The following is an 18,026-nucleotide window of genomic DNA, read 5'->3' on the forward strand; positions in this document are numbered from 1 at the left end:
ATATACATTATATAAATCACTTTGTTTGCCCAGCCAGAGGAGCCCCCTATGGAGCAGCAGCTGCTTTGCTATAAAACCCTGCCGGAATGGAACAGCGACACACTGCCGGAAGCCTTTCGCCAGCGCCACAACACCCAGAGCGGCACCTGGGCGAAGCTCACCGTGCTGAGCGGCAACCTGACGTTCGCCATGATGACCGAAGACGGCGCCACCACCGAGACCTGGCAGTTTAGCCCCGAAAGCCAGCCGCCGTTTATCGCCCCCAACAGTGGCACCGCATCGTTTCCTTCTCGGACGACATGACCTGCCGGCTGGCGTTCTACTGCACGCCGGAAGATTACTACCACAAGAAATACGAACTGACGCGCACCCACTCCGAAGTGATCGAGGCGGCGGCGCGCATCGCATCGGGCAAGGCGCTGGATCTGGGCTGCGGCGGCGGCCGCAATTCGCTCTATCTCAATCTGAAAGGTTTCGACGTCACCGCCTGGGACAAGCACGCGCCGTCGATAGCTCGCCTCAATCAGATCATCGACGCCGAGCAGCTGACCCGCCTGAGCGCCGGGGTGCAGGATCTCAATACTCACCGCTTCAGCGGCGAGTACGACTTCATCCTGTCCACCGTGGTGTTGATGTTCCTCGAGCGCCAGCAGATCCCGCATATCGTGCAAAACATGCAGGACAGCACCGTGCCCGGCGGCCATAATCTGATCGTGGCGGCGATGGATACCGAAGATTATCCCTGCCCGCTGCCGTTCACGTTCACCTTCAAGCCGGGCGAGCTGAAGCACTATTACCGCGACTGGCAGATCCTCAAATACAACGAGGACGTCGGGCAACTGCACAAGACCGACGCCGCCGGCAACCGCATCTCGCTGCGCTTCGCCACCCTGCTGGCGCGCAAGCTATAACGCGTCGTGAAAGATCACCCCTAGCGTGTGGCGTTGGCCGGTGCGTATCCGGCTGACGCCGTGGCGCAGATTGACCCGATAGTAGCCTCTCGCCCCCGCCACCGGCCGATGATGCACCGCGAACACCACCGCGTCGCCCTGCTGCAAGGGCACCACCTCCGGCCGGCTCTGCATCCGCGGCCGCTGCTCGGTCAGCACAAACTCGCCGCCGGTGAAATCCCGTTCAGGGGCGGAGAGCAAAAACGCTACCTGCAGCGGAAACACCCGTTCGCCGTACAGATCCTGATGCAGGCAGTTGTAATCCCCCTCCGTGTAACGCAACAGCAGCGGCGTTGGCCGCCGCTGGCCGGCCTGATGGCATTCAGTCAGGTAGGCCTCGTGTTCGGCGGGATAACGCGCCGCCAGACCCAGCATGGCGTTCCAGCGATTGGCCAACGGCGCCAACCGCGCGTACAGCAGGCCGCGCACTTCGGCCACCGGGGGCGGTAACGGATACGCAAAATACTGGTACTCGCCGCGACCAAAACCGTGCCGCGCCATGACGATGCGGCTGCGGAAGTGCTCGCCATGCGGATAAAGCGCCGCCAATTGCCGGCACAGCTCGGCGCTGAGCACGCCCGGCAGGCGCGCGCCCCCCTGCGCATCAAGTTCGCGTTCGATCGCCGCCCAGTCCAATTCGGCCAACCGCGCCGCCAGCGCGCCGCTCATCGCTGCGCCTCCTTTTCCAGCAAGGCTTTCTTGCGCTCGACGCCCCAGCGATAACCGGACAAGGCGCCGTCGTTGCGCACCACCCGGTGACAGGGGATTGCCACCGCCAGCACGTTGGCGGCGCAGGCGCCGGCCACCGCGCGCACCGCTTTCGGCGCGCCGATGCGCCGGGCGATATCGGCATAGCTGACGGTTTCGCCGACCGGTATCGCCTGCAGCGCCCGCCAGACCCGCTGTTGAAACGCAGTGCCGCGAATATCCAGCGGCAGCGCCAGCCCGCTCTCCGGCGCTTCGATCAGGCCCACCACCTGCGCCATCAGCGCTTCATACTGCGCGTCACCGCCGATCAGCTCGGCGTTGGGGAATTTATCCTGCAGATCCTGCACCAGCTGCTGCGCATCGTCCCCCAGCAGAATGGCGCAAATGCCCACCTCGCTCTGCGCCGCCAGGATCTCGCCCAGCGAACAGCGCCCGACGGCGAAATGGATGCGCATGCCTTTGCCACCCGCCCGGTAGGCCTTCGGCGTCATGCCCAGCGCGGCGTTGGCTTGCTGGTAGAAGCGGCCGTTGGCGCCATAGCCGGCGTCGAAGATCGCGTCGGTCACAGTCTCCTGCTGCGAAAGACCGGTGCGCAAGCGCTGGCTACGCTGCGCGTCGGCGTAGCCTTTCGGCGTCAGGCCGGTGATCGCTTTAAACAGCCGGTGGAAATGGTATTGGCTCAACCCGACGTGGCGCGCCAGCGCCTGCAGCGACGGCGCTTTCTCCGCCCGTTCGATATAGCGGCAGGCCTCGGCTATCTGCCGCGCATGCTGCTCTGTCAACGGCGTCAGCCCCTGGCGGCAGCGTTTGCAGGGCCGATAACCCGCCGCCTCCGCCTGTTCCGCATCGTCGAACAGCTCCACGTTTTGCCGATTCGGCTGGCGTGACGGGCAGGAAGGCGAGCAATACACGCCGGTGGTTTTCACCGCGTAGATAAAGCGGCCGTCGGCGTGCTTGTCGCGGCTGACGATCGCCAGCCAGCGCGGATCGGCGCTGTCGATTACGTTTTTCATCATCCGTTCCTCACTGCGGTTTCGATGTTAACCAGCATAGTGACGGGCCGTTGGCGAAACACGCCGACTCTTGCTTTTTAATTCGACGCCGACGTTTTCAACAATGTTTCGACAATTTTTAACCAACAACATGAAGTTTATTACGTTGCCAACCCGCTTGCACGGCGTTAGGATCGCGGCCGGCCACGGGCGTGGCCAGTGTTTTTGCCTGTTAGTTGCGCGCATGGAGAGGTTATTGTGTTAGAGAGTTTTGGCGTCCTGAATTTATGGACCTATTTGGCCGGGGTGGTCTTCATCATCATTCTGCCGGGGCCGAATACGCTGTACGTGCTGAAAACCGGCATATCGCGCGGCGTGCGCGCCGGCTACACCGCGGCGCTGGGCGTGTTTATCGGCGATGCGATCCTGATCTTCTGCGCCTATATCGGCGTGGCGTCGCTGATCCGCACCACGCCGTTCCTGTTTACCCTGGTGCGTTTTCTCGGCGCGATTTACCTGCTGTTCCTCGGCGCAAAAATCCTCTACGCCACCTTCGTGCAGAAGGCACAGGCGCAACAGCAGCAAATTGAAGGCGGCCACAGCATTCTGCGCAAGTCGCTGACGCTGAGCCTGACCAACCCGAAAGCCATTCTGTTTTATGTGTCGTTCTTCGTGCAGTTCATCGACTTCAACTACGCGCACACCGGGCTGTCGTTCACCATTCTGGCGCTGATCCTCGAAGCCGTCAGCTTTATCTACATGAGCACGCTGATCTTCTCCGGCGCGATGCTGGCGCATTTCTTCAACCACAAGAAAGGCCTGGCGAAGCTCGGCAACGGCCTGATCGGCCTGCTGTTCCTCGGTTTCGCCACCCGTCTGGCGACCCTGAGCTCGTGATCCCTCCCGGCCGGCGCCCGCCGGCCGCGGTTTACTCTCCCGTCACGGCAAAATGACACGCAGGACAAACCGAATGTCAGGCAGACCAAAGCCGCCGCTTTCCCACTGATCTAGACTTGCAGGGTTAACGATAACCTGATGAGCCTGATCGGAGGATGTATGTCTGACAATACCGTAGCCGTGCTGGATAGCGTGTCGCGTTTTCTCGATCGTCAGCATGGGCTGTATATCGACGGCCAGTGGCGCGCGTCCGCCGCGGAAGGCCGCCTGGCGGTGTACAACCCCGCCAATGGGCAGCAGATCGCCACCACCGCCGACGCCAATGAACACGACGTCGCGCAGGCGGTGCAGTCCGCCCACAAAGCCTTCAGCGAAGGCGTCTGGGCGCAGCGTCTGCCGGTAGAGCGTGAACGCATCCTGCTGCGCTTCGCCGATCTGGTGGAGCAGCACGCCGAAGAGTTGGCGCAGCTCGAAACCCTTGAGCAGGGCAAATCCATCAACATCGCCCGCGCCTTCGAAGTCGGCAGCACCCTGAACTGGATGCGCTACACCGCCGGGCTGGCGACCAAAATCACCGGCCAGACGCTGGATGTCTCCATTCCGATGCCACCGGGCGCCAAATATCAGGTTTATACCCGCAAAGAGCCGATCGGCGTGGTCGCCGGCATCGTGCCCTGGAACTTCCCGCTGATGATCGGCATGTGGAAAGTGATGCCGGCGCTGGCCGCGGGTTGCTCCATCGTCATCAAGCCGTCGGAAACCACCCCGCTCACCCTGCTGCGCATGGCCGAACTGGCGAGCGAAGCCGGCGTACCGCCGGGCGCGTTCAACGTGGTCACCGGCCGCGGCACCGTGTGCGGCAAGGCGCTGACCGAACATCCGCTGATCGCCAAAGTCAGCTTTACCGGCTCCACGCCGGTGGGCAAAAGCATCGCGCGCGCGGCGGCGGATCGCCTGACCCGCGTGACGCTGGAGCTGGGCGGCAAAAACCCGGCCATCGTGCTGAAAGATGCCGATCCGCAGCAGGTGATCGAAGGCCTGATGCTCGGCAGCTTCCTCAACCAGGGGCAGGTGTGTGCCGCCAGCTCGCGAATCTATATCGAAGCGCCGATTTATGATCGGTTGGTGGCCGGATTCGAACAGGCGGTGAAATCGCTGTCGGTCGGGCCGGGGATGGATACCGGCGCGCAAATCAACCCGCTGGTGTCGCTCGCGCACCGCAACAAGGTGGCGGCCTATCTGGACGATGCCCGGGCGAAAAACGCTGAGCTTATCGGCGGCGCGGCCGGGCCGGACGCCAACGGCTTCTACATTCCGCCGACCCTGGTGATCAACCCGGACGATCGGCTGAACCTGACGCGCGAGGAAGTGTTCGGCCCGGTGGTCAACCTGATCCGGGTGGCGAGCGCCGAAGAAGCGCTGAGCAAGGCCAACGACACCGACTTCGGGCTGACCGCCAGCCTGTGGACCACCAGCCTGCAGCAGGCGATGGCGCTGACGCCGCGCATTCAGGCCGGCACCGTGTGGGTCAACACCCATACGCTGATCGACCCGAACATGCCGTTCGGCGGGTTCAAACAGTCGGGCAGCGGCCGTGATTTCGGCCCGGATTGGCTGGATGCCTACACCGAAACCAAATCGGTCTGCATCCGCTATTGAGTGAAGCGGCGCGGGCCTGGCCCGCGCCCTGACTTACTGATACTGCCGACGGTACTCGCTCGGCGACATGCCGAAACGCTGCTTGAAAGCGGTCGAGAAATGGCTGTGATCGGCAAAACCCCAGTCGAGGCCGACTCCGGCCAGCTTTTCTTGCCCGGCGGCGCTGCGCAGCGCCTGCGCGCACAGATCCAGCCTGCGGTTCCTGATGTACTGGGCCACCACCAGCCCCTGGCGGGCGAACAACCGATACAGACTGCGCAGCGACACCCCCAACTCGGCCGCCACCCACTCAGGGCGCAGCTGCGCCGACTGAATATGCCTGTCGATCAACGCCAGCGCCTTGTCGAAGACCGGTTGCTGCCCCTCCGGACGCGCCTGTTCGAGCGCCAACGCCGGGCGCAGCAGCGCCGCCAGCGCATTCAGCACCGCCTCGCTTTCCGCCGCGGCGAGCTGAGGATCCTGCATGCTGCTCAGCACCAGCTGGCGGCTGAGGCGCACCGCGCTGAGCTCGGCCCCGAGACGCTGCGCACCAGGCGGCGGCAGCGGCAGGCAGCCGCGCGGCAACAACAGGGATATTTGGCGCGAATCGCGCTGGAAGGTGAAGCTGCTGGGCCGTGAGGCATCGATCAGCGTCATGTCGCCGGGGGAGAGCAGCGTTTGGCGATCGCCCTGCTCCATCAACGCACTGCCGCGCAGCTGGATGACGGTGAAAAAGTGCGCGCCGTCGCTGCGGGCGATCTCACGCGGCGTGCGGTACAACCGGGCCTGAGACACGTCGACCACGCTCAGGCGCAGGGCATGGGCGCGAAACTCCTGCATCGCCCCGCGAAAGCCGGGCCCCAACGTTTTCGCGCAGAATCGGCCGCAGGCGGTGTTGATTTTCCCCAGCCACTCTTCGAAGCCGACGTCCCGGAGCGTTGCCAATGCCGTCATGATCTCTCCCTTCAAACAACAGCGGTGCTGCGCCGTTGAACAGAAAAACACCATAACAATCCGTTAACACACAATCAATGGCTAACGGGGGATTTGGCGCCGCGATCACAGATCACCGGGCGCCGGGGAAGCATCGCCTTAAGGCTGCGTGTCCAACAGATGGCGCACCACCGCCGCGTACTCTTTGGCGTAACCTTCGACGCTGGTGCTGGCCATGCCGGCATTATCTATCTTGTATTTGCCTGCCACGTAGAACGACGGGGTGCCGCGCACCTCGAACGCTTTCACCGCTTCATTCTGCTTGGCGATCAACCCTTTGACCAGCAGGCTGTGGCGCGCGTTTTCATAGGTGGCGGCATCGATGCCGGCCGCCGTGAACACCCGCTGAATATCGTCGGCGCCGTTGACGGTGCGCTGTTTCTGCACCGCGTCAAACATCGCGCCTTCAATCTTGTCTTCCACGCCCAGCACCGTCGCCACCGCCCAGGCTTCGGTCAGCTCATTGCCCAGTTTGCCCATCAGGCTGACGTGATATTTGGTGACTTTCTCACCGGCGGGCAGCGCCTGCGCCACGGTGCTGCCTACGCGGTAGGTTTCGGCGAACTGATAGCAAGGCCCGCAGTAGAAGGAGAAAAACTCCACCACCGCCGGTGCGGCGGCCACCGGCTTATCCAGCCGGGTATATTGCTCGCCCGCACGGTAATCCGCGGCCTGCACCGCGGGCAGCGCCAACATCAATACGACGGCGGCGGCGAACGAACGCTTAACTTTTGCCAACATAAACACTCCTGGTTTCATCTATGAACATCGTCCTTAGCGGCGGTTTTTATAATCAAATAACCGCCAGAAGACCAGTTTTTATTACCTTCTATTTGTGAGGGATTAAGTCAGCGCCCTTCGTAGCCGTCCCAATAGGCGCCTACCGCTTCCTGCGACAGCACCTGGCGGCGTTTAGGATTGTCGGTGCTGCTGTAGGCGCGATTGATGAAAATGGTTTTGTGTTCCATATTCTGCTGGAATTCCGGGCTGGCCAGGTAGTCGGCCTTTTTCTGCGCTTCGCTGCGCACCACGCCCGCCGCGCGATCCTTTTTCCCCTGCTGATAGAACTGTTCGAACATCGGCACGGCGTTTTTAATGCTGCCGTTCACATCGGTGCGGAATTGCGGATCGAAGTCGTCGCGGGTTTGATAAACGTAGTGTTTGGCATGCTGCTCTGCGCTGCTGAGGGAGTGGGTGCAGGCGCTGAGCGCCAACAGCGGCAACAGCAGCGCCGCGCTTTTCAGTCTTTTCATGTCGTCTGTCCCTGTCAGTGAGGAAGGTTCCTTTAGCGCCAAGAGCATAGCGCCGGCCCCCGGTGAACGTCAAACGACAAAATACGCATCACTTTGTTTTATATTAATATTATATACATTGATTGGTATTCATTGCCTGAAACACTATGCTTTAACAGAACAGGGTAAACACTCACCGACAGCGAGGCGGCCAATGAAACCGATCGACAAAAGCGTGGGGGAGTACGACCTCACGGCGGAAAAAAAAGCGGGCATGATCACCGGCACCATCCGCGGTGAACTGCCGGACAGCGACGCCAATCTGCCACTGCTGCCCTTCTCCGGCACCTTCGCCGGCCCGAGCGTGGCCGAAGCCATCGCCGATATTCAGCAGCAGTTCCCCGACATCGAACCGGCGATTATCGACGATTTGCGCGAGGAACTGCTGAAGGCCGGGTTCTAAGCCGGATCTCGGTGCCGCACGAACGGACTGTAGACCGGCGCGCCGGGCTTCAGCGCCAGATCGGCGTCAAAATCTTCATTACGGTTGAACGGCACCGCCGGCCAGGCGGCAAGGTCGCTTAAGCCAGCCCGATACGCCTGCGTCACCTGCGCCAACGCGGCGTTTTGCGCCTGCAGAGCCTCGCCCGCCAACCCGCCGCGCACGCCATAGACCAGGAACGGTTCCAGCACGCTAAAGCCGATATAGTGCAGCGCATGCATGAGCGGCCACAGCATCAGCCGCATGTCACCGTCGCGCCCGTCCGGCGCGCAGGCCTGTGCGGAAGCGCCGGCGGTGACGGTCAGCAGCGCCCGCTTGCCGCGCATCACACCGTTCTCATGACGGTGGCGGCTGTCGTAGATCCCGCCGTAAACGAACACCCGATCCATCCAGCCTTTGATGATGGCCGGCGCGCCGAACCACCAGAAGGGAAACTGCAGCACCAGCGTATCCGCCCACTGCAGCAGCTCGATATGCCGCTGGATCTCCGTCGGCAGCGCCTGAGTCATCCAGTGATGGCGCTGCTCCTGCATCGCATCGAACCGGTCCGCCTGCTTTCTGCTGGGGTAGTGGCCGGCGCACTCGCGCGGATCAAACCCCTCCTGATACAGATCGACCGTTTTCACCTGATGCCCCTGCGCTAGCCAGGCCTGCCGCGCCTGTTCGGCCAAATGGGCATTGAAAGAATGCGGCTCGGGGTGAGCCAGCACAATCAGCACGTTCATCCTGTTTCTCCCGTTGTAAGGTGGTGCTGTTATGCTGTGGCTTTATCGCCCCCTTGGCAATTACGCACCTGAAGGTAACCCCCAATGGCTTATCCCGGCGACGTCTATTCGAGCAAGTGCTCCGCGCGCGATGCGCTGGCGCTGATTTCCGGCAAGTGGGTGATGCTGATCCTGCCCGCGCTGGCGCAGCGGCCGATGCGCAACGGCGAGCTGCTGCGCCGCATCGACGGCATTTCGCAGAAGGTGCTGACGCAAACGCTGCGCCAGCTGGAACGCAACGGGCTGCTCGAGCGGCTGGATTTAAGTGAAAAGAATCAGGCCCATGTGGAATACCGCCTCAGCGCCGTCGCCTGCTCGCTGGTCGAGACACTGACGGCGCTGGATAAGTGGGCGGAATACCACTTCCCCGAGCTGGACGCCGCCCGCGAGCGCTATGATGCAGACCGCAAACGCGAGGCCGATTAAAGCGGTTTGGCCCGCAGCGTCTCGCCGCTGCGCACGAAGTTGCCCGCCCCCAGATGATGAATGGTGTGCAGATCCGCATTGGCGGCGGTGAAGTGCCAGCGCCCTTGCTGGAACACCCGCTCGTCCGCCGCCGCGCTCAACACCTCGCCGAAGCAGGTGTCGTATTTTTCCTGCGCGCCGCTTTCCGGCAGCAGCCGACACTCCAGCCACGCCACGCAACCCTCTTCGATCAGCGGCACCTGCAGCGCTGCACTCGGCGCCGCTGCGATATGGAAACGGGAAAATTTGTCTTCATCCAGCCCGGACACGCTGCCGACCGCGTAGGTGGCGTCAATGAACATCGCCGCCGGCACGCAAATGCCGAATGCGCCGCTCTCCTCGATCATTTGCCGGCTGTGCGCCCCTTTGTCCACCACGATGGCGATGCGCGGCGGGCTGAACTCCACCGGCATCGACCAGGCGGCGGCCATCACGTTGCGTTTGGCGCCGTCGCGGCTGCGGCTGGTGATCAAGACCGTCGGGCCATGGTTCAGCAGGCGGCTGGCGTGTTCAAGGGCGACAGGGCGAAAGTGGCTCATCGGGAAATCCTTGCGAGTGACTGTTTGCCCAGCAGTGTAGATCTGCGCCGCAATGGCAGGCAACGCGGGGCGCACAGAATGCACCGATGAGGCGCTTGTTCCCGATCTCGCCATCCGTTATCTATAGTTAGATCAATTCGCCGGTAACGGCTCATTCCACCTGAGGATCTTGCCTTGACGTTTTTAAAACACCCTATCGCCGGATTGGCGCTGGCCGGCTGCGGCCTGTTGTCGGCGGGCGGCGCGCTGGCCGCTTCCGATGCGCTGGTGTACTGCACCGTCGCCTCGCCGGAATCGTTCAACCCGCAGCTCTCCAGCTCCGGGCCGACCTTTATCGCCACCTCGCAGGTGCTGTACAACCGCCTGGTGACGCTGCGCGAAAGCGATAAAACGCCCGCCCCTTCGCTGGCCACCGAGTGGAGCGTCAGCCCGGACGGCAAGACCTACACCTTCACCCTGCGCCAGGGCGTGAAATTCAACAGCAACAAATACTTCACCCCAACGCGCGACTTCAACGCCGAAGACGTGGTGTTCACCGTGATGCGGCAGAAGGATCCCGCCAACCCATATCACAAGGTCTCCGGCGGCAACTATGAATACTTCACCGACATGGGTCTGGATAAGCTGATCACCAAGGTGGAAGCGGTAGACGAGCACCACGTGCGCTTCACGCTGAGCCAGCCCAACGCCGCCTTCGTCGCCGACTGGGCGATGGATTTCGCCTCGATCCTGTCCGCCGAGTACGCCGACGCGATGCTGAAAAAGGGCACGCCGGAATACATCGACAACTGGCCGATCGGCACCGGGCCGTTTGCGCTACAGCAGTACAAGCAGGATTCGCTGATCCGCTACATCGCCAACCCGCACTACTGGCAGGGCGACGTGGCCAGCAAGCACCTCATCTTCTCCATCACGCCGGATCCGCAAACCCGGCTGGCCAAGCTGAAAACCAACGAATGCCAGATCATCCCCGCGCCGCTGCCGGAACAGTTCGCCGCCATCAAGGCCGACGGCAACCTGCAGTTGCACGACATTACCGGGCTGAACGTCGGCTATCTGGCATTCAACACCCAGAAAAAACCGTTCGACAACCTGCTGGTGCGTCAGGCGCTGAGCTACGCGGTGGACAAGAAAGCGATCGTCGCCGCCGTGTTCAAAGACAGCGGCACACCGGCCAATTCGCTGCTGCCGCCGGGCATGCTGGGCTACAACGACAAGCTGCCGGAATACGCCTACGATCCGCAAAAGGCGCGCGAGCTGCTGAAGCAAGCCGGGCTGGAGCAGGGTTTTGAGACCGACATCTGGTCGATGCCGGTACAGCGCCCTTACAACCCGAACTCGAAGCGCATCGCCGAGATGATCCAGAGCGACTGGGCGAAGGTGGGCGTGAAGGCCAAGATCGTCACCTGGGAGTGGGGCCAGTATCTGGCCGGGCTGCGCAAAGGCGAGCAGCAGAGCGCACTGTACGGCTGGGTATCGGACAACGGCGATCCGGACAACTTCGCCACCCTGCTCGGCTGCGCCGGCGTGCAGAGCGGCGCCAACGTGGCGCGCTGGTGCGATAAGGATTATGACAGCCTGATCCAGCAGGCGATCCAGGAGAACCAGCCGCAGGCGCGCGCCAGGCTGTATCAACAGGCGCAGGTGATCTTCGCCAAACAGGCGCCGTGGCTGCCGCTGGCCACCGGCAAAGTGTTCTACGCCACCCGCAGCAACCTGAGCGGCTACGTGGTGGACGTGAACGGCAGCGACTTCGCCAAGGCCAAATTGAACTGATCCCGGGCGCCGCAGCGAGGGCTGCGGCGCTACCCGCCTCATCGCTTAATAAGCTGCCAGCCTCTGAACCTACCGCGCATTAACTTCACAACTTACGATGCTAACTGCCTCCCCTGTCGCCTGGCACTTAACCCACTAAATTCATAGCTTAATAAGCGGCGTAACCCCTGGCATTTTGCTTAAACTGCATGCAGGCGCTTTCCTCGCCTGTAACATTTCGTTACCATCGGCACTCAGACCCTTTAACATCAAAAGGTAACCCGGTGCAGAACACCTACATGCCGTTGCAAATTCGCCTGCACTGGCTGGTGGCGATCCTGCTGGTCATCACCTGTGTCACCATCGAGCTGCGCGGCTATGCCGAACCGGGCAGCGCCCCCTGGTACGCGCTGGTTATCACCCACTTCAGCTGCGGCGTAACGGTGTTTGCGCTGATGATCGCCCGTCTGCTCCTGCGCCGGCGCCACCCCTCGCCCGCCATCGCGCCCAAACTGCCGAAGTGGCAAACCGGCCTGGCGCACCTGACGCACGCCCTGATTTACCTGCTGCTGCTGACGCTGCCGGTACTGGGGGTGTATTCGCGCTATCTGGGCGGCAAGGAGTGGTATCTGTTCGGCCTGTCGATGCCGTTCGCCGACGTGGCCGATCGGCCGCAGGCGCGGATGATTATCGGCTGGCACAAAACGCTGGCGTCATTCGGCTACTGGCTGATCGGCCTGCATACCGCCGCCGCGCTGTTCCACCACTATATCGTCAAGGACAATGCGCTGGTGCGCATGCTGCCGCTGATGAAAAAACGCTGAATACCCGGCGCCAGGGATGAATTTTCGGGCCACGCCCACTGACAGGGAATGACATGCAAACCCAATTTTTTAATGTGACCGTCGAACAATGCGCCTGCCAGCAGACGGCGCCCGACAATCTGGTGAGGATCATCGCCTCCGGCCAGACGTTCTTTTTTTACCGCGACGACTTCAGCGACAGCGAAAATCTGCTGGCCAGGCTCGCCGCCGGCGATCGGGTGAAGATCGGTGCCCACCGCCTGCAAGACGGCAGCTACTGGCTGCACTGGCTGCTGCACGGCACGAAAGGCCGGCTGGAGCCTGACAGAACGCTGAAATACAAGCTGAAATACTTCGCCCTGCTGCTGCTGGGCGCGGTGCTGACCGGCGGTTTTCCGGCGGCCTTTTTCATCATGGACGGGGAAGATTCCTGGCTGACCATCGTCCTGTTCTTTATCGCCATCATCGCCGGCCTTATCGGCATCGGCATAGTGCTGTTCGTCGGTTCGGAGCTCCTGCTGATCGGGCACCGCGGCCGCAGGCGCCTGCTCCGGGCGCTGGATCGCGTGCTGCGGGGGCAAGACGTCACGCCGCCCGGCTCGCTCAGCCTGAAAATCCCCGGCATCAAATACCGGGCCGTCCGCGCAGACGCTGTGCCGGCGACCGCACCGCTGCAGACCGCGCCCCCCCTCCCGGACGGCGTCGAGACCTCCGGCATCGAGACGGTCAACGCCCTGAACTACGAACTCTGCCACTATGAGATCCCGCGGCAGGTGCAGTATTTGGATACGTATGCGTGGCGTCAGAAGGAGACGCACTTCGCGTTGACGACCCGCGCGCTCAATGTCCCCAATACCAAACTGCATCCGGTATTTCGTCGGCAACATCCGCTTTTCATCGCCAAAGGCGATCCGCTGCAGGTGCTGTATTGCGAGAACGACGCCATTCCCGAGTTGCCCAAAGTGCGTGGGATCATCAATCATCGCGATCGCCAAACCTATCTCATCGGCGGCAGCCGCTACTTCACCGAAGCCGGCCTTAACCTGTGCGCGCGCGTTGTCTTCATTTTTGGGGCAATCGTGGCGTGTTTTGTGCTCGGCATGATGGTGGTGGATAACGCCGATACCCCGGCCGGCTTTCACCTGGATACCTGGACCCTGAAGCGTCTCGGCAGCGAATTGCCGCCGATTATTCTGCTGCTGATGCTGATGGTCAGCGGCCTGGCGCTGTTGATCGAGGGGTTCGCCCAGATCTGCCGCCTGTACTCTTTTGACCAGCACCGCACGTTTAAAACGTTTAAATACCTGAGAAATCTGCGCCGCAGTTTATGGCGGCAGGCTCAGGTGACGGAGCTGAAATGATGACGTTAGCGCTTTATAAAAGACCCCTTATTATCCTGACGCTGTTTTTGGCCAGCGCGCTGGGCGTCTATTTGCTCGCCCCTGAGCAACGCTATGCGCAGTGGCAATGGACTCAGGGCGACCAGGCGTTGCCAACAATAGCCCGTTACGATCTCATCCACAGCTACCCGGCGCAGGACGGCGCCCTGCTGCTCACCAGCAAAAGAAGTGAAGACCGCGCGTACAATAGCTTTTACGGCTGGGCGGCCAACTACCTCAGCCAGGTGCTGTTTGCCGGCCCCAAAGGGTTACAGATGCTGGGGGAACTCGACGACTTGATCCATGATGCGGTTTGCGGCGAGCAGGAGTGCGTGCTTTTTCTCTCTAAGGGCCGCAGACTGGTTGATGTGCAACGGGGCACCATCGGGGCGCTGATCCCCTGGCCGGAGGGCGACGACAACCGGCCTTCCTTTGTCGGCGGCAAACTGGTGGCGCAACCGGGAAAACGCGCGCTGTATCTCATCAGCACCGAAGGCGTATTCTACAGCCCGGACTTCGGCGCCCATTGGCGGCAGACGCTGGATCTGCCGGCGCTGCTGGACGCGCGGCAACTGCTGGGCTTTGAGCGCGGCGAGGAGGACTCACCGACGGCTTACGCCTCCGGTAAGCGCAAATCCGTACCCGAGATCTTCACCGCCGTTGATGGTGATCGCGTGCATTTCTGGATGAACCCGGTGCTCGGATCCGGCGCGTTACACATCGCCGTTAACGGTAAAACCGGCGAAGTGATTGAACTGCATTGGCTGCTGGTGCGCGTGGAGGAAAGCGCGCAGGCCCCGGACGGCGGCATCTACCTGATCGCCAAAACGCTGGACAGAGGAGTGTATCAGCTTCTGCGTTATCAATCCGACGGGCAGTTGAAGGTGCTGCTGGAGACCGGCGATAAATCGCTGTATCAGCTCTGGGCGGGCAACGATAAGCTGGTCGCCCAAACGGATAACGGCGATGCCCGTCTTTCGCTGATTTTCGATCTGCGCTCATCCGAAGTGCGCTACCGACAGCCGTTGGAGTACCGCTACAACGGGCGCGACGACGCACGCCAAACCGTGATCGAACCGGAAAGCCACTATGGCGATGACGGGGAGACCCCGGCGCTGCCCTACTTCATTCGCTATCGCTCCACCACGCCGTGAACATAAGGAACTTGCCATGCTGTTAGGTTATGGCGCCGGCGTCGCCGGCCTGCTGGCGCTGTTATTGGCCCTGCTGCTCGCCGGCATCCTGCTCGCCTGGTGGGGCTGGCGATATGCCGCCGCCCGCTGCGGCCGCCCGCGCCCGCCGCTTTCCTGGGGCGGCTATCTGTTGGCCTCGGCGCTGGCGATCTACCCGGTAGCGTTCGCGCTGATGCTGATCGACATTGCCATCCAGGATCTCAAGAGCCAGCGGGCGGAAGAACGCTGGAATCGGCGCAGCTACCTGACGCTCGAGGCGGCCAGGCCGTTCGGCGAAATCACCCTGCCAAAGGGAAGCTGGGTAAACCGGCAGGAGCCGCGCCAGCCCGGCACCGAAGATAGCCCCATCACGATGGACGGTGTAACCGCCGTGCGCTTCCCTCAGCCGCAAAGCGTGGCCGGCGTGCCGATCATCGCTTTTGAGGTTTTACCGCCGGTGATGGAGCTGGCAGATGCGCATACCTTCACCCGTCCAACCGGCCAAAGGGCGCACTGCGAAGCCGGTTGGCTGGTCTCTTTCTCTTTGCCGTCGGATCAGCCGACCCCGCAGTGGGAGGAGTGGCAGGCCGGGCTGCCCGCAGCGGCGTTTCGGCCCAGCGGCTGGCTCTTTAAGGAGTGCTTCTCCGGCAGCCCTATCGCGGTGCTGACCTTGCACAACGGCGAAGTCAGGGTGCTGCCTTAAGCCTTACGCCGTGGCGTTGGGCAAGCGCACGGTCACGCGGTTGTTGGCCGTTGGCAACTGCAGCGGCGTTTCCTGCCAACTTACCGCGATAACCAATACCGGCGGGGCCGGCGCGCGCGGCTCACGCCCGTCAGGCCCCACGCTGTAGGCATCCCATTCAATCACAAACACCCCGCCGTCTTGCGGCTCGACCCGCTCGACGAAAAAGGTGGTGTCCGAACCGCGCCCGCCCGCCGGTTTATGCGCATAAGAGAGCAGGCTGAACCACTCGCCGGCGAAGTACAGATGGTATAGGCCATCGACGATATGCTCGCCGCGGAACTGGCAGCCGCCGACGCTCAAACCGTCACCCGCCGGGGATTCCGCCACGCGTTCGAGATCGCGCACGAAGCGATCGGTCGGCCTGTTTTCCAGCAATAGCTCATAAGGCGGCGTGTGCAGCAGCGCGGCAGGATCGTCCGTCTGGCGCAGATCCGCCGGCAACATCGAGCGCGCCGCCAGCGCGCGGCCGCTGGGCAACGCGATCTCCAGCCGATCCGCCGGATCCGCTACCCACTGCGGCACCCACAGACCGCGCACAAGGTGCAACGGCGTGGCCTCCACCTGCCGACACGTCGCCCGCAGCCGCGCCAGCGCCTCAACGGAACCGGCGGCCAAGGCTCCCAGCTCGCGATCGGTCAACGCAGGCAGCGCATACATCGCCCGGGCGGCGGGCTCATATACCGTCAGCTCCTCTCCCTCGCGGCTGCGGGTCGGTATCAGGCGCAGCTTGCCGTCGTCCACGTCCTGCGGCGCGGCACAGGCGCCATGCACAATCGCCCCGTCGCGCAGCAGCAGCGTCCAAAAGCTGGGGCCGCCCATGCCCAGTTCCCCCACGCCGCCAATCTGCCGGTCGCTGTCGCCGGCGTGCGCCATCTCAATCGGCTGCGAACGCCAGTCGGTCTTGCGCCACTCTGCCGCCTCTTCGGGTTCTTGCCCGCTTTTAGCGGCGTACTTCGCCCATTGCAGCACGGCAAACAGCACGATGCACAGCACACCCCAAACCGAGTGATCCTGCCAAATCAATAACCAACCGACGATCAAAAGCGCCCAGGCGGCCATGGCGATATCCTTTTCGAAGAGAAAACCGCCTGATTCTAGCTCAGGCGGTTAGTTGGGTTGAAGCCTATGCCATGAATAATTAGCCGTTAAATAGAAAAGTAATAATTTCAGCGTTATTTCTGTGACTATGAAGATCACATAAATAACGCTTCACCGAGTGATTCCAACGTAAAAACATAACTCTCTGTATCTCAATAAATATTTATTGCTCGATTAAGAAACAGAAAGCGTAACGAGGAAAAAAATCGCAATAGTTTGTACATATTCTAAACATTGACTATGTTTAGACATACTATTTATATGCAGGAAAAAATACCGAATAAAAAAAGAGAAAGGCGCTTAAAAAATTAACACAACCTTGCTTGCCGCGAGGAAGAAAAACTCTTTTCCAGCAATATTCCGCGGATATTTTATCTCCACGGAACGGGTCACTTTGCGTTTTATCAGGCCAATAGGCTACACACTGCAATTAATATCATTATTAGCATTCCGGAGACCGACAATGAAAATCGTTACGGGCATTATCCTTACCTCTGTGGCCGCCTTCAGCGGCGCGGCTTACGCGGCCGATGCACAACCTACCACCGGCAACGCGGAAGTGATGCTGGAACACGTGCACGCCGTGATGGAAAACGGCAGCCCGGCGCCGCAGCACGACGCCGCCTGCCAAAAAGAACTTTCCATGCCGGAATCGAAATATATCGGCATGAAGGTCAAAACCGATTACACCATCAACAGCAGCACCATGATGATGTCAGCCAAATCGATGTTCCCATCGCCGGATTCCATGAAACCCATGGAGCTGACGGTCGATCTCTCCGCGCTGGGCCTGGCGGATATCTATGCCTTCGGCGCCTTTAAACCGGCTGCGCTGCCGCAGGCCTATATTTATTTCACCATCGACAAGGATTTTAAAAATCCGGTCAGCACCTTTATGATTATTAACCAAGGCAAGCAATATAACTGCGTGATCTCCAGCTCGAATAAAATGATGAGCAAAGAGATGCGCGGCAAGATGATGATGAAGAAACAGTAACGGAATGAAAAACGGCGCTTCCCTTAACAGGAGGCGCCGTCAGAAAACGCGTTAAATCAGACCAGGATTGTATTTCTGGTTGAACTTCTCTTCCGATTGGAACAGATAAATAATGCCTTCGATAAAGCCGACAATCGATGGGATCCCCGTCCAGCAGAACAGCAGATAGAACAGCCCCCACCACTTCATCCCTAAGTAAAACTTGTGAATGCCCAGTCCGCCCAGGAAGATGGCCAACAGGGCCGCCGCGAGCTTGTCTTTTCTGCTCATAGTGCACTTCTCCTAACTTCTCACCGAACCACCGGCATGTCCAAAAACGGATGCCGCTCCACAGAGCGCCGCATCGCAATGCTTGAGGAGGAAAACATTCATCCATCAAGGCTCAACAGGGGTAATT

At 61.2% G+C, this 18,026-nt stretch carries 19 protein-coding genes and 1 pseudogene; 11 read left to right on the plus strand and 9 right to left on the minus strand.

The features are described 5' to 3' along the window. The first annotated feature begins 48 nt into the window (after positions 1-48). Positions 49-911: pseudogene (gene tehB / locus L085_RS23715) on the plus strand (SAM-dependent methyltransferase TehB). Here the strand turns inward: tehB and L085_RS23720 are convergent. Together L085_RS23720 and ada are read right to left on the minus strand one after the other, a co-directional pair. Then, complete coding sequence (locus L085_RS23720) at positions 906-1,619, minus strand: 2OG-Fe(II) oxygenase (RefSeq protein WP_015376783.1); 714 nt, start codon at positions 1,617-1,619, stop codon at positions 906-908. The pseudogene tehB and the gene L085_RS23720 sit on opposite strands and share 6 nt — an antisense overlap. Continuing rightward, on the minus strand, positions 1,616-2,671 hold the full coding sequence (ada, locus tag L085_RS23725; RefSeq protein WP_044031868.1) for a bifunctional DNA-binding transcriptional regulator/O6-methylguanine-DNA methyltransferase Ada: 1,056 nt from the start codon (positions 2,669-2,671) through the stop codon (positions 1,616-1,618). The genes L085_RS23720 and ada overlap by 4 nt, the downstream gene beginning before the upstream one ends. Positions 2,672-2,908: 237 nt before the next feature. Between ada and leuE the strand changes: the two genes are divergently transcribed. Next, positions 2,909-3,547 (plus strand): leucine efflux protein LeuE, encoded by a 639-nt coding sequence (leuE, locus tag L085_RS23730; protein ID WP_004940625.1) that lies wholly within the window; start codon positions 2,909-2,911, stop codon positions 3,545-3,547. Positions 3,548-3,706: 159 nt separating this feature from the next. Then, positions 3,707-5,206 carry an aldehyde dehydrogenase family protein gene (locus L085_RS23735; protein WP_044031869.1) on the plus strand — a complete coding sequence of 500 codons (1,500 nt, stop codon included), beginning with the start codon at positions 3,707-3,709 and terminating at the stop codon, positions 5,204-5,206. A 33-nt stretch (positions 5,207-5,239) separates the two neighbouring features. Here L085_RS23735 and feaR read toward each other — a convergent pair whose 3' ends face one another. The 3 genes from feaR to L085_RS23750 all read right to left on the minus strand — a co-directional run bounded on the left by feaR (position 5,240) and on the right by L085_RS23750 (position 7,431). Then, positions 5,240-6,139 carry a transcriptional regulator FeaR gene (feaR, locus tag L085_RS23740; protein ID WP_015376780.1) on the minus strand — a complete coding sequence of 300 codons (900 nt, stop codon included), beginning with the start codon at positions 6,137-6,139 and terminating at the stop codon, positions 5,240-5,242. A 138-nt stretch (positions 6,140-6,277) separates the two neighbouring features. After that, a complete protein-coding gene (locus L085_RS23745; protein ID WP_044031870.1) occupies positions 6,278-6,919 on the minus strand; it encodes a DsbA family protein in 642 nt (213 codons plus the stop codon). A 107-nt stretch (positions 6,920-7,026) separates the two neighbouring features. Next, positions 7,027-7,431, minus strand: coding sequence for an Exc2 family lipoprotein (locus L085_RS23750; RefSeq protein ID WP_044031871.1), 405 nt, complete (start codon positions 7,429-7,431; stop codon positions 7,027-7,029). Between the two features lie 193 nt (positions 7,432-7,624). Here L085_RS23750 and L085_RS23755 point away from each other — a divergent pair, with 193 nt between their 5' ends. Next, positions 7,625-7,873, plus strand: coding sequence for a hypothetical protein (locus L085_RS23755; RefSeq protein ID WP_004940639.1), 249 nt, complete (start codon positions 7,625-7,627; stop codon positions 7,871-7,873). Here L085_RS23755 and L085_RS23760 read toward each other — a convergent pair. Beyond that, positions 7,870-8,637, minus strand: coding sequence for an NAD(P)H-dependent oxidoreductase (locus L085_RS23760; protein WP_044031872.1), 768 nt, complete (start codon positions 8,635-8,637; stop codon positions 7,870-7,872). The two genes, L085_RS23755 and L085_RS23760, sit on opposite strands and share 4 nt — an antisense overlap. An 84-nt stretch (positions 8,638-8,721) precedes the next feature. Here L085_RS23760 and L085_RS23765 point away from each other — a divergent pair, with 84 nt between their 5' ends. Beyond that, a complete protein-coding gene (locus L085_RS23765) occupies positions 8,722-9,102 on the plus strand; it encodes a helix-turn-helix domain-containing protein (RefSeq protein WP_004940645.1) in 381 nt (126 codons plus the stop codon). Here the strand turns inward: L085_RS23765 and L085_RS23770 are convergent. After that, positions 9,099-9,680: a flavin reductase family protein gene (locus L085_RS23770; RefSeq protein WP_015376776.1), complete on the minus strand. Its 582-nt coding sequence runs from the start codon at positions 9,678-9,680 to the stop codon at positions 9,099-9,101. The two genes, L085_RS23765 and L085_RS23770, sit on opposite strands and share 4 nt — an antisense overlap. Before the next feature lie 174 nt (positions 9,681-9,854). On the opposite strand from L085_RS23770, the gene L085_RS23775 reads away from it, so the two are divergent. From L085_RS23775 to L085_RS23795, 5 genes are all read left to right on the plus strand, one after another. Next, positions 9,855-11,456, plus strand: a complete 1,602-nt coding sequence (locus L085_RS23775; protein WP_044031873.1) for an ABC transporter substrate-binding protein — start codon at positions 9,855-9,857, stop codon at positions 11,454-11,456. Positions 11,457-11,734: 278 nt separating this feature from the next. Continuing rightward, a complete protein-coding gene (cybB, locus tag L085_RS23780) occupies positions 11,735-12,259 on the plus strand; it encodes a cytochrome b561 (RefSeq protein ID WP_071841670.1) in 525 nt (174 codons plus the stop codon). Positions 12,260-12,312: 53 nt separating this feature from the next. After that, entirely contained in the window at positions 12,313-13,599 is a 1,287-nt protein-coding gene (locus L085_RS23785; RefSeq protein ID WP_044031875.1) for a hypothetical protein, read from the plus strand. Then, complete coding sequence (locus tag L085_RS23790; protein WP_044031876.1) at positions 13,596-14,771, plus strand: hypothetical protein; 1,176 nt, start codon at positions 13,596-13,598, stop codon at positions 14,769-14,771. The genes L085_RS23785 and L085_RS23790 overlap by 4 nt, the downstream gene beginning before the upstream one ends. 16 nt (positions 14,772-14,787) lie before the next feature. Next, positions 14,788-15,492, plus strand: a complete 705-nt coding sequence (locus L085_RS23795; RefSeq protein ID WP_044031877.1) for a hypothetical protein — start codon at positions 14,788-14,790, stop codon at positions 15,490-15,492. Positions 15,493-15,495: 3 nt separating this feature from the next. On the opposite strand, the gene L085_RS23800 is transcribed toward L085_RS23795, so the two are convergent. Then, positions 15,496-16,593, minus strand: a complete 1,098-nt coding sequence (locus L085_RS23800) for a hypothetical protein (RefSeq protein ID WP_044031878.1) — start codon at positions 16,591-16,593, stop codon at positions 15,496-15,498. 502 nt (positions 16,594-17,095) lie between these two features. On the opposite strand from L085_RS23800, the gene L085_RS23805 reads away from it, so the two are divergent. Further along, the gene (locus L085_RS23805; protein ID WP_044031879.1) at positions 17,096-17,629 is read left to right on the plus strand and encodes a hypothetical protein; all 534 of its coding nucleotides are present in this window, start codon (positions 17,096-17,098) and stop codon (positions 17,627-17,629) included. A gap of 51 nt (positions 17,630-17,680) precedes the next feature. Here the strand turns inward: L085_RS23805 and L085_RS23810 are convergent, their stop codons facing one another. Continuing rightward, positions 17,681-17,899 carry a TM2 domain-containing protein gene (locus L085_RS23810; RefSeq protein WP_033641985.1) on the minus strand — a complete coding sequence of 73 codons (219 nt, stop codon included), beginning with the start codon at positions 17,897-17,899 and terminating at the stop codon, positions 17,681-17,683. Positions 17,900-18,026: the final 127 nt, after the last annotated feature.

This window comes from Serratia sp. FS14 (assembly GCF_000695995.1).
Classification (GTDB): Bacteria; Pseudomonadota; Gammaproteobacteria; order Enterobacterales; family Enterobacteriaceae; genus Serratia; species Serratia nematodiphila.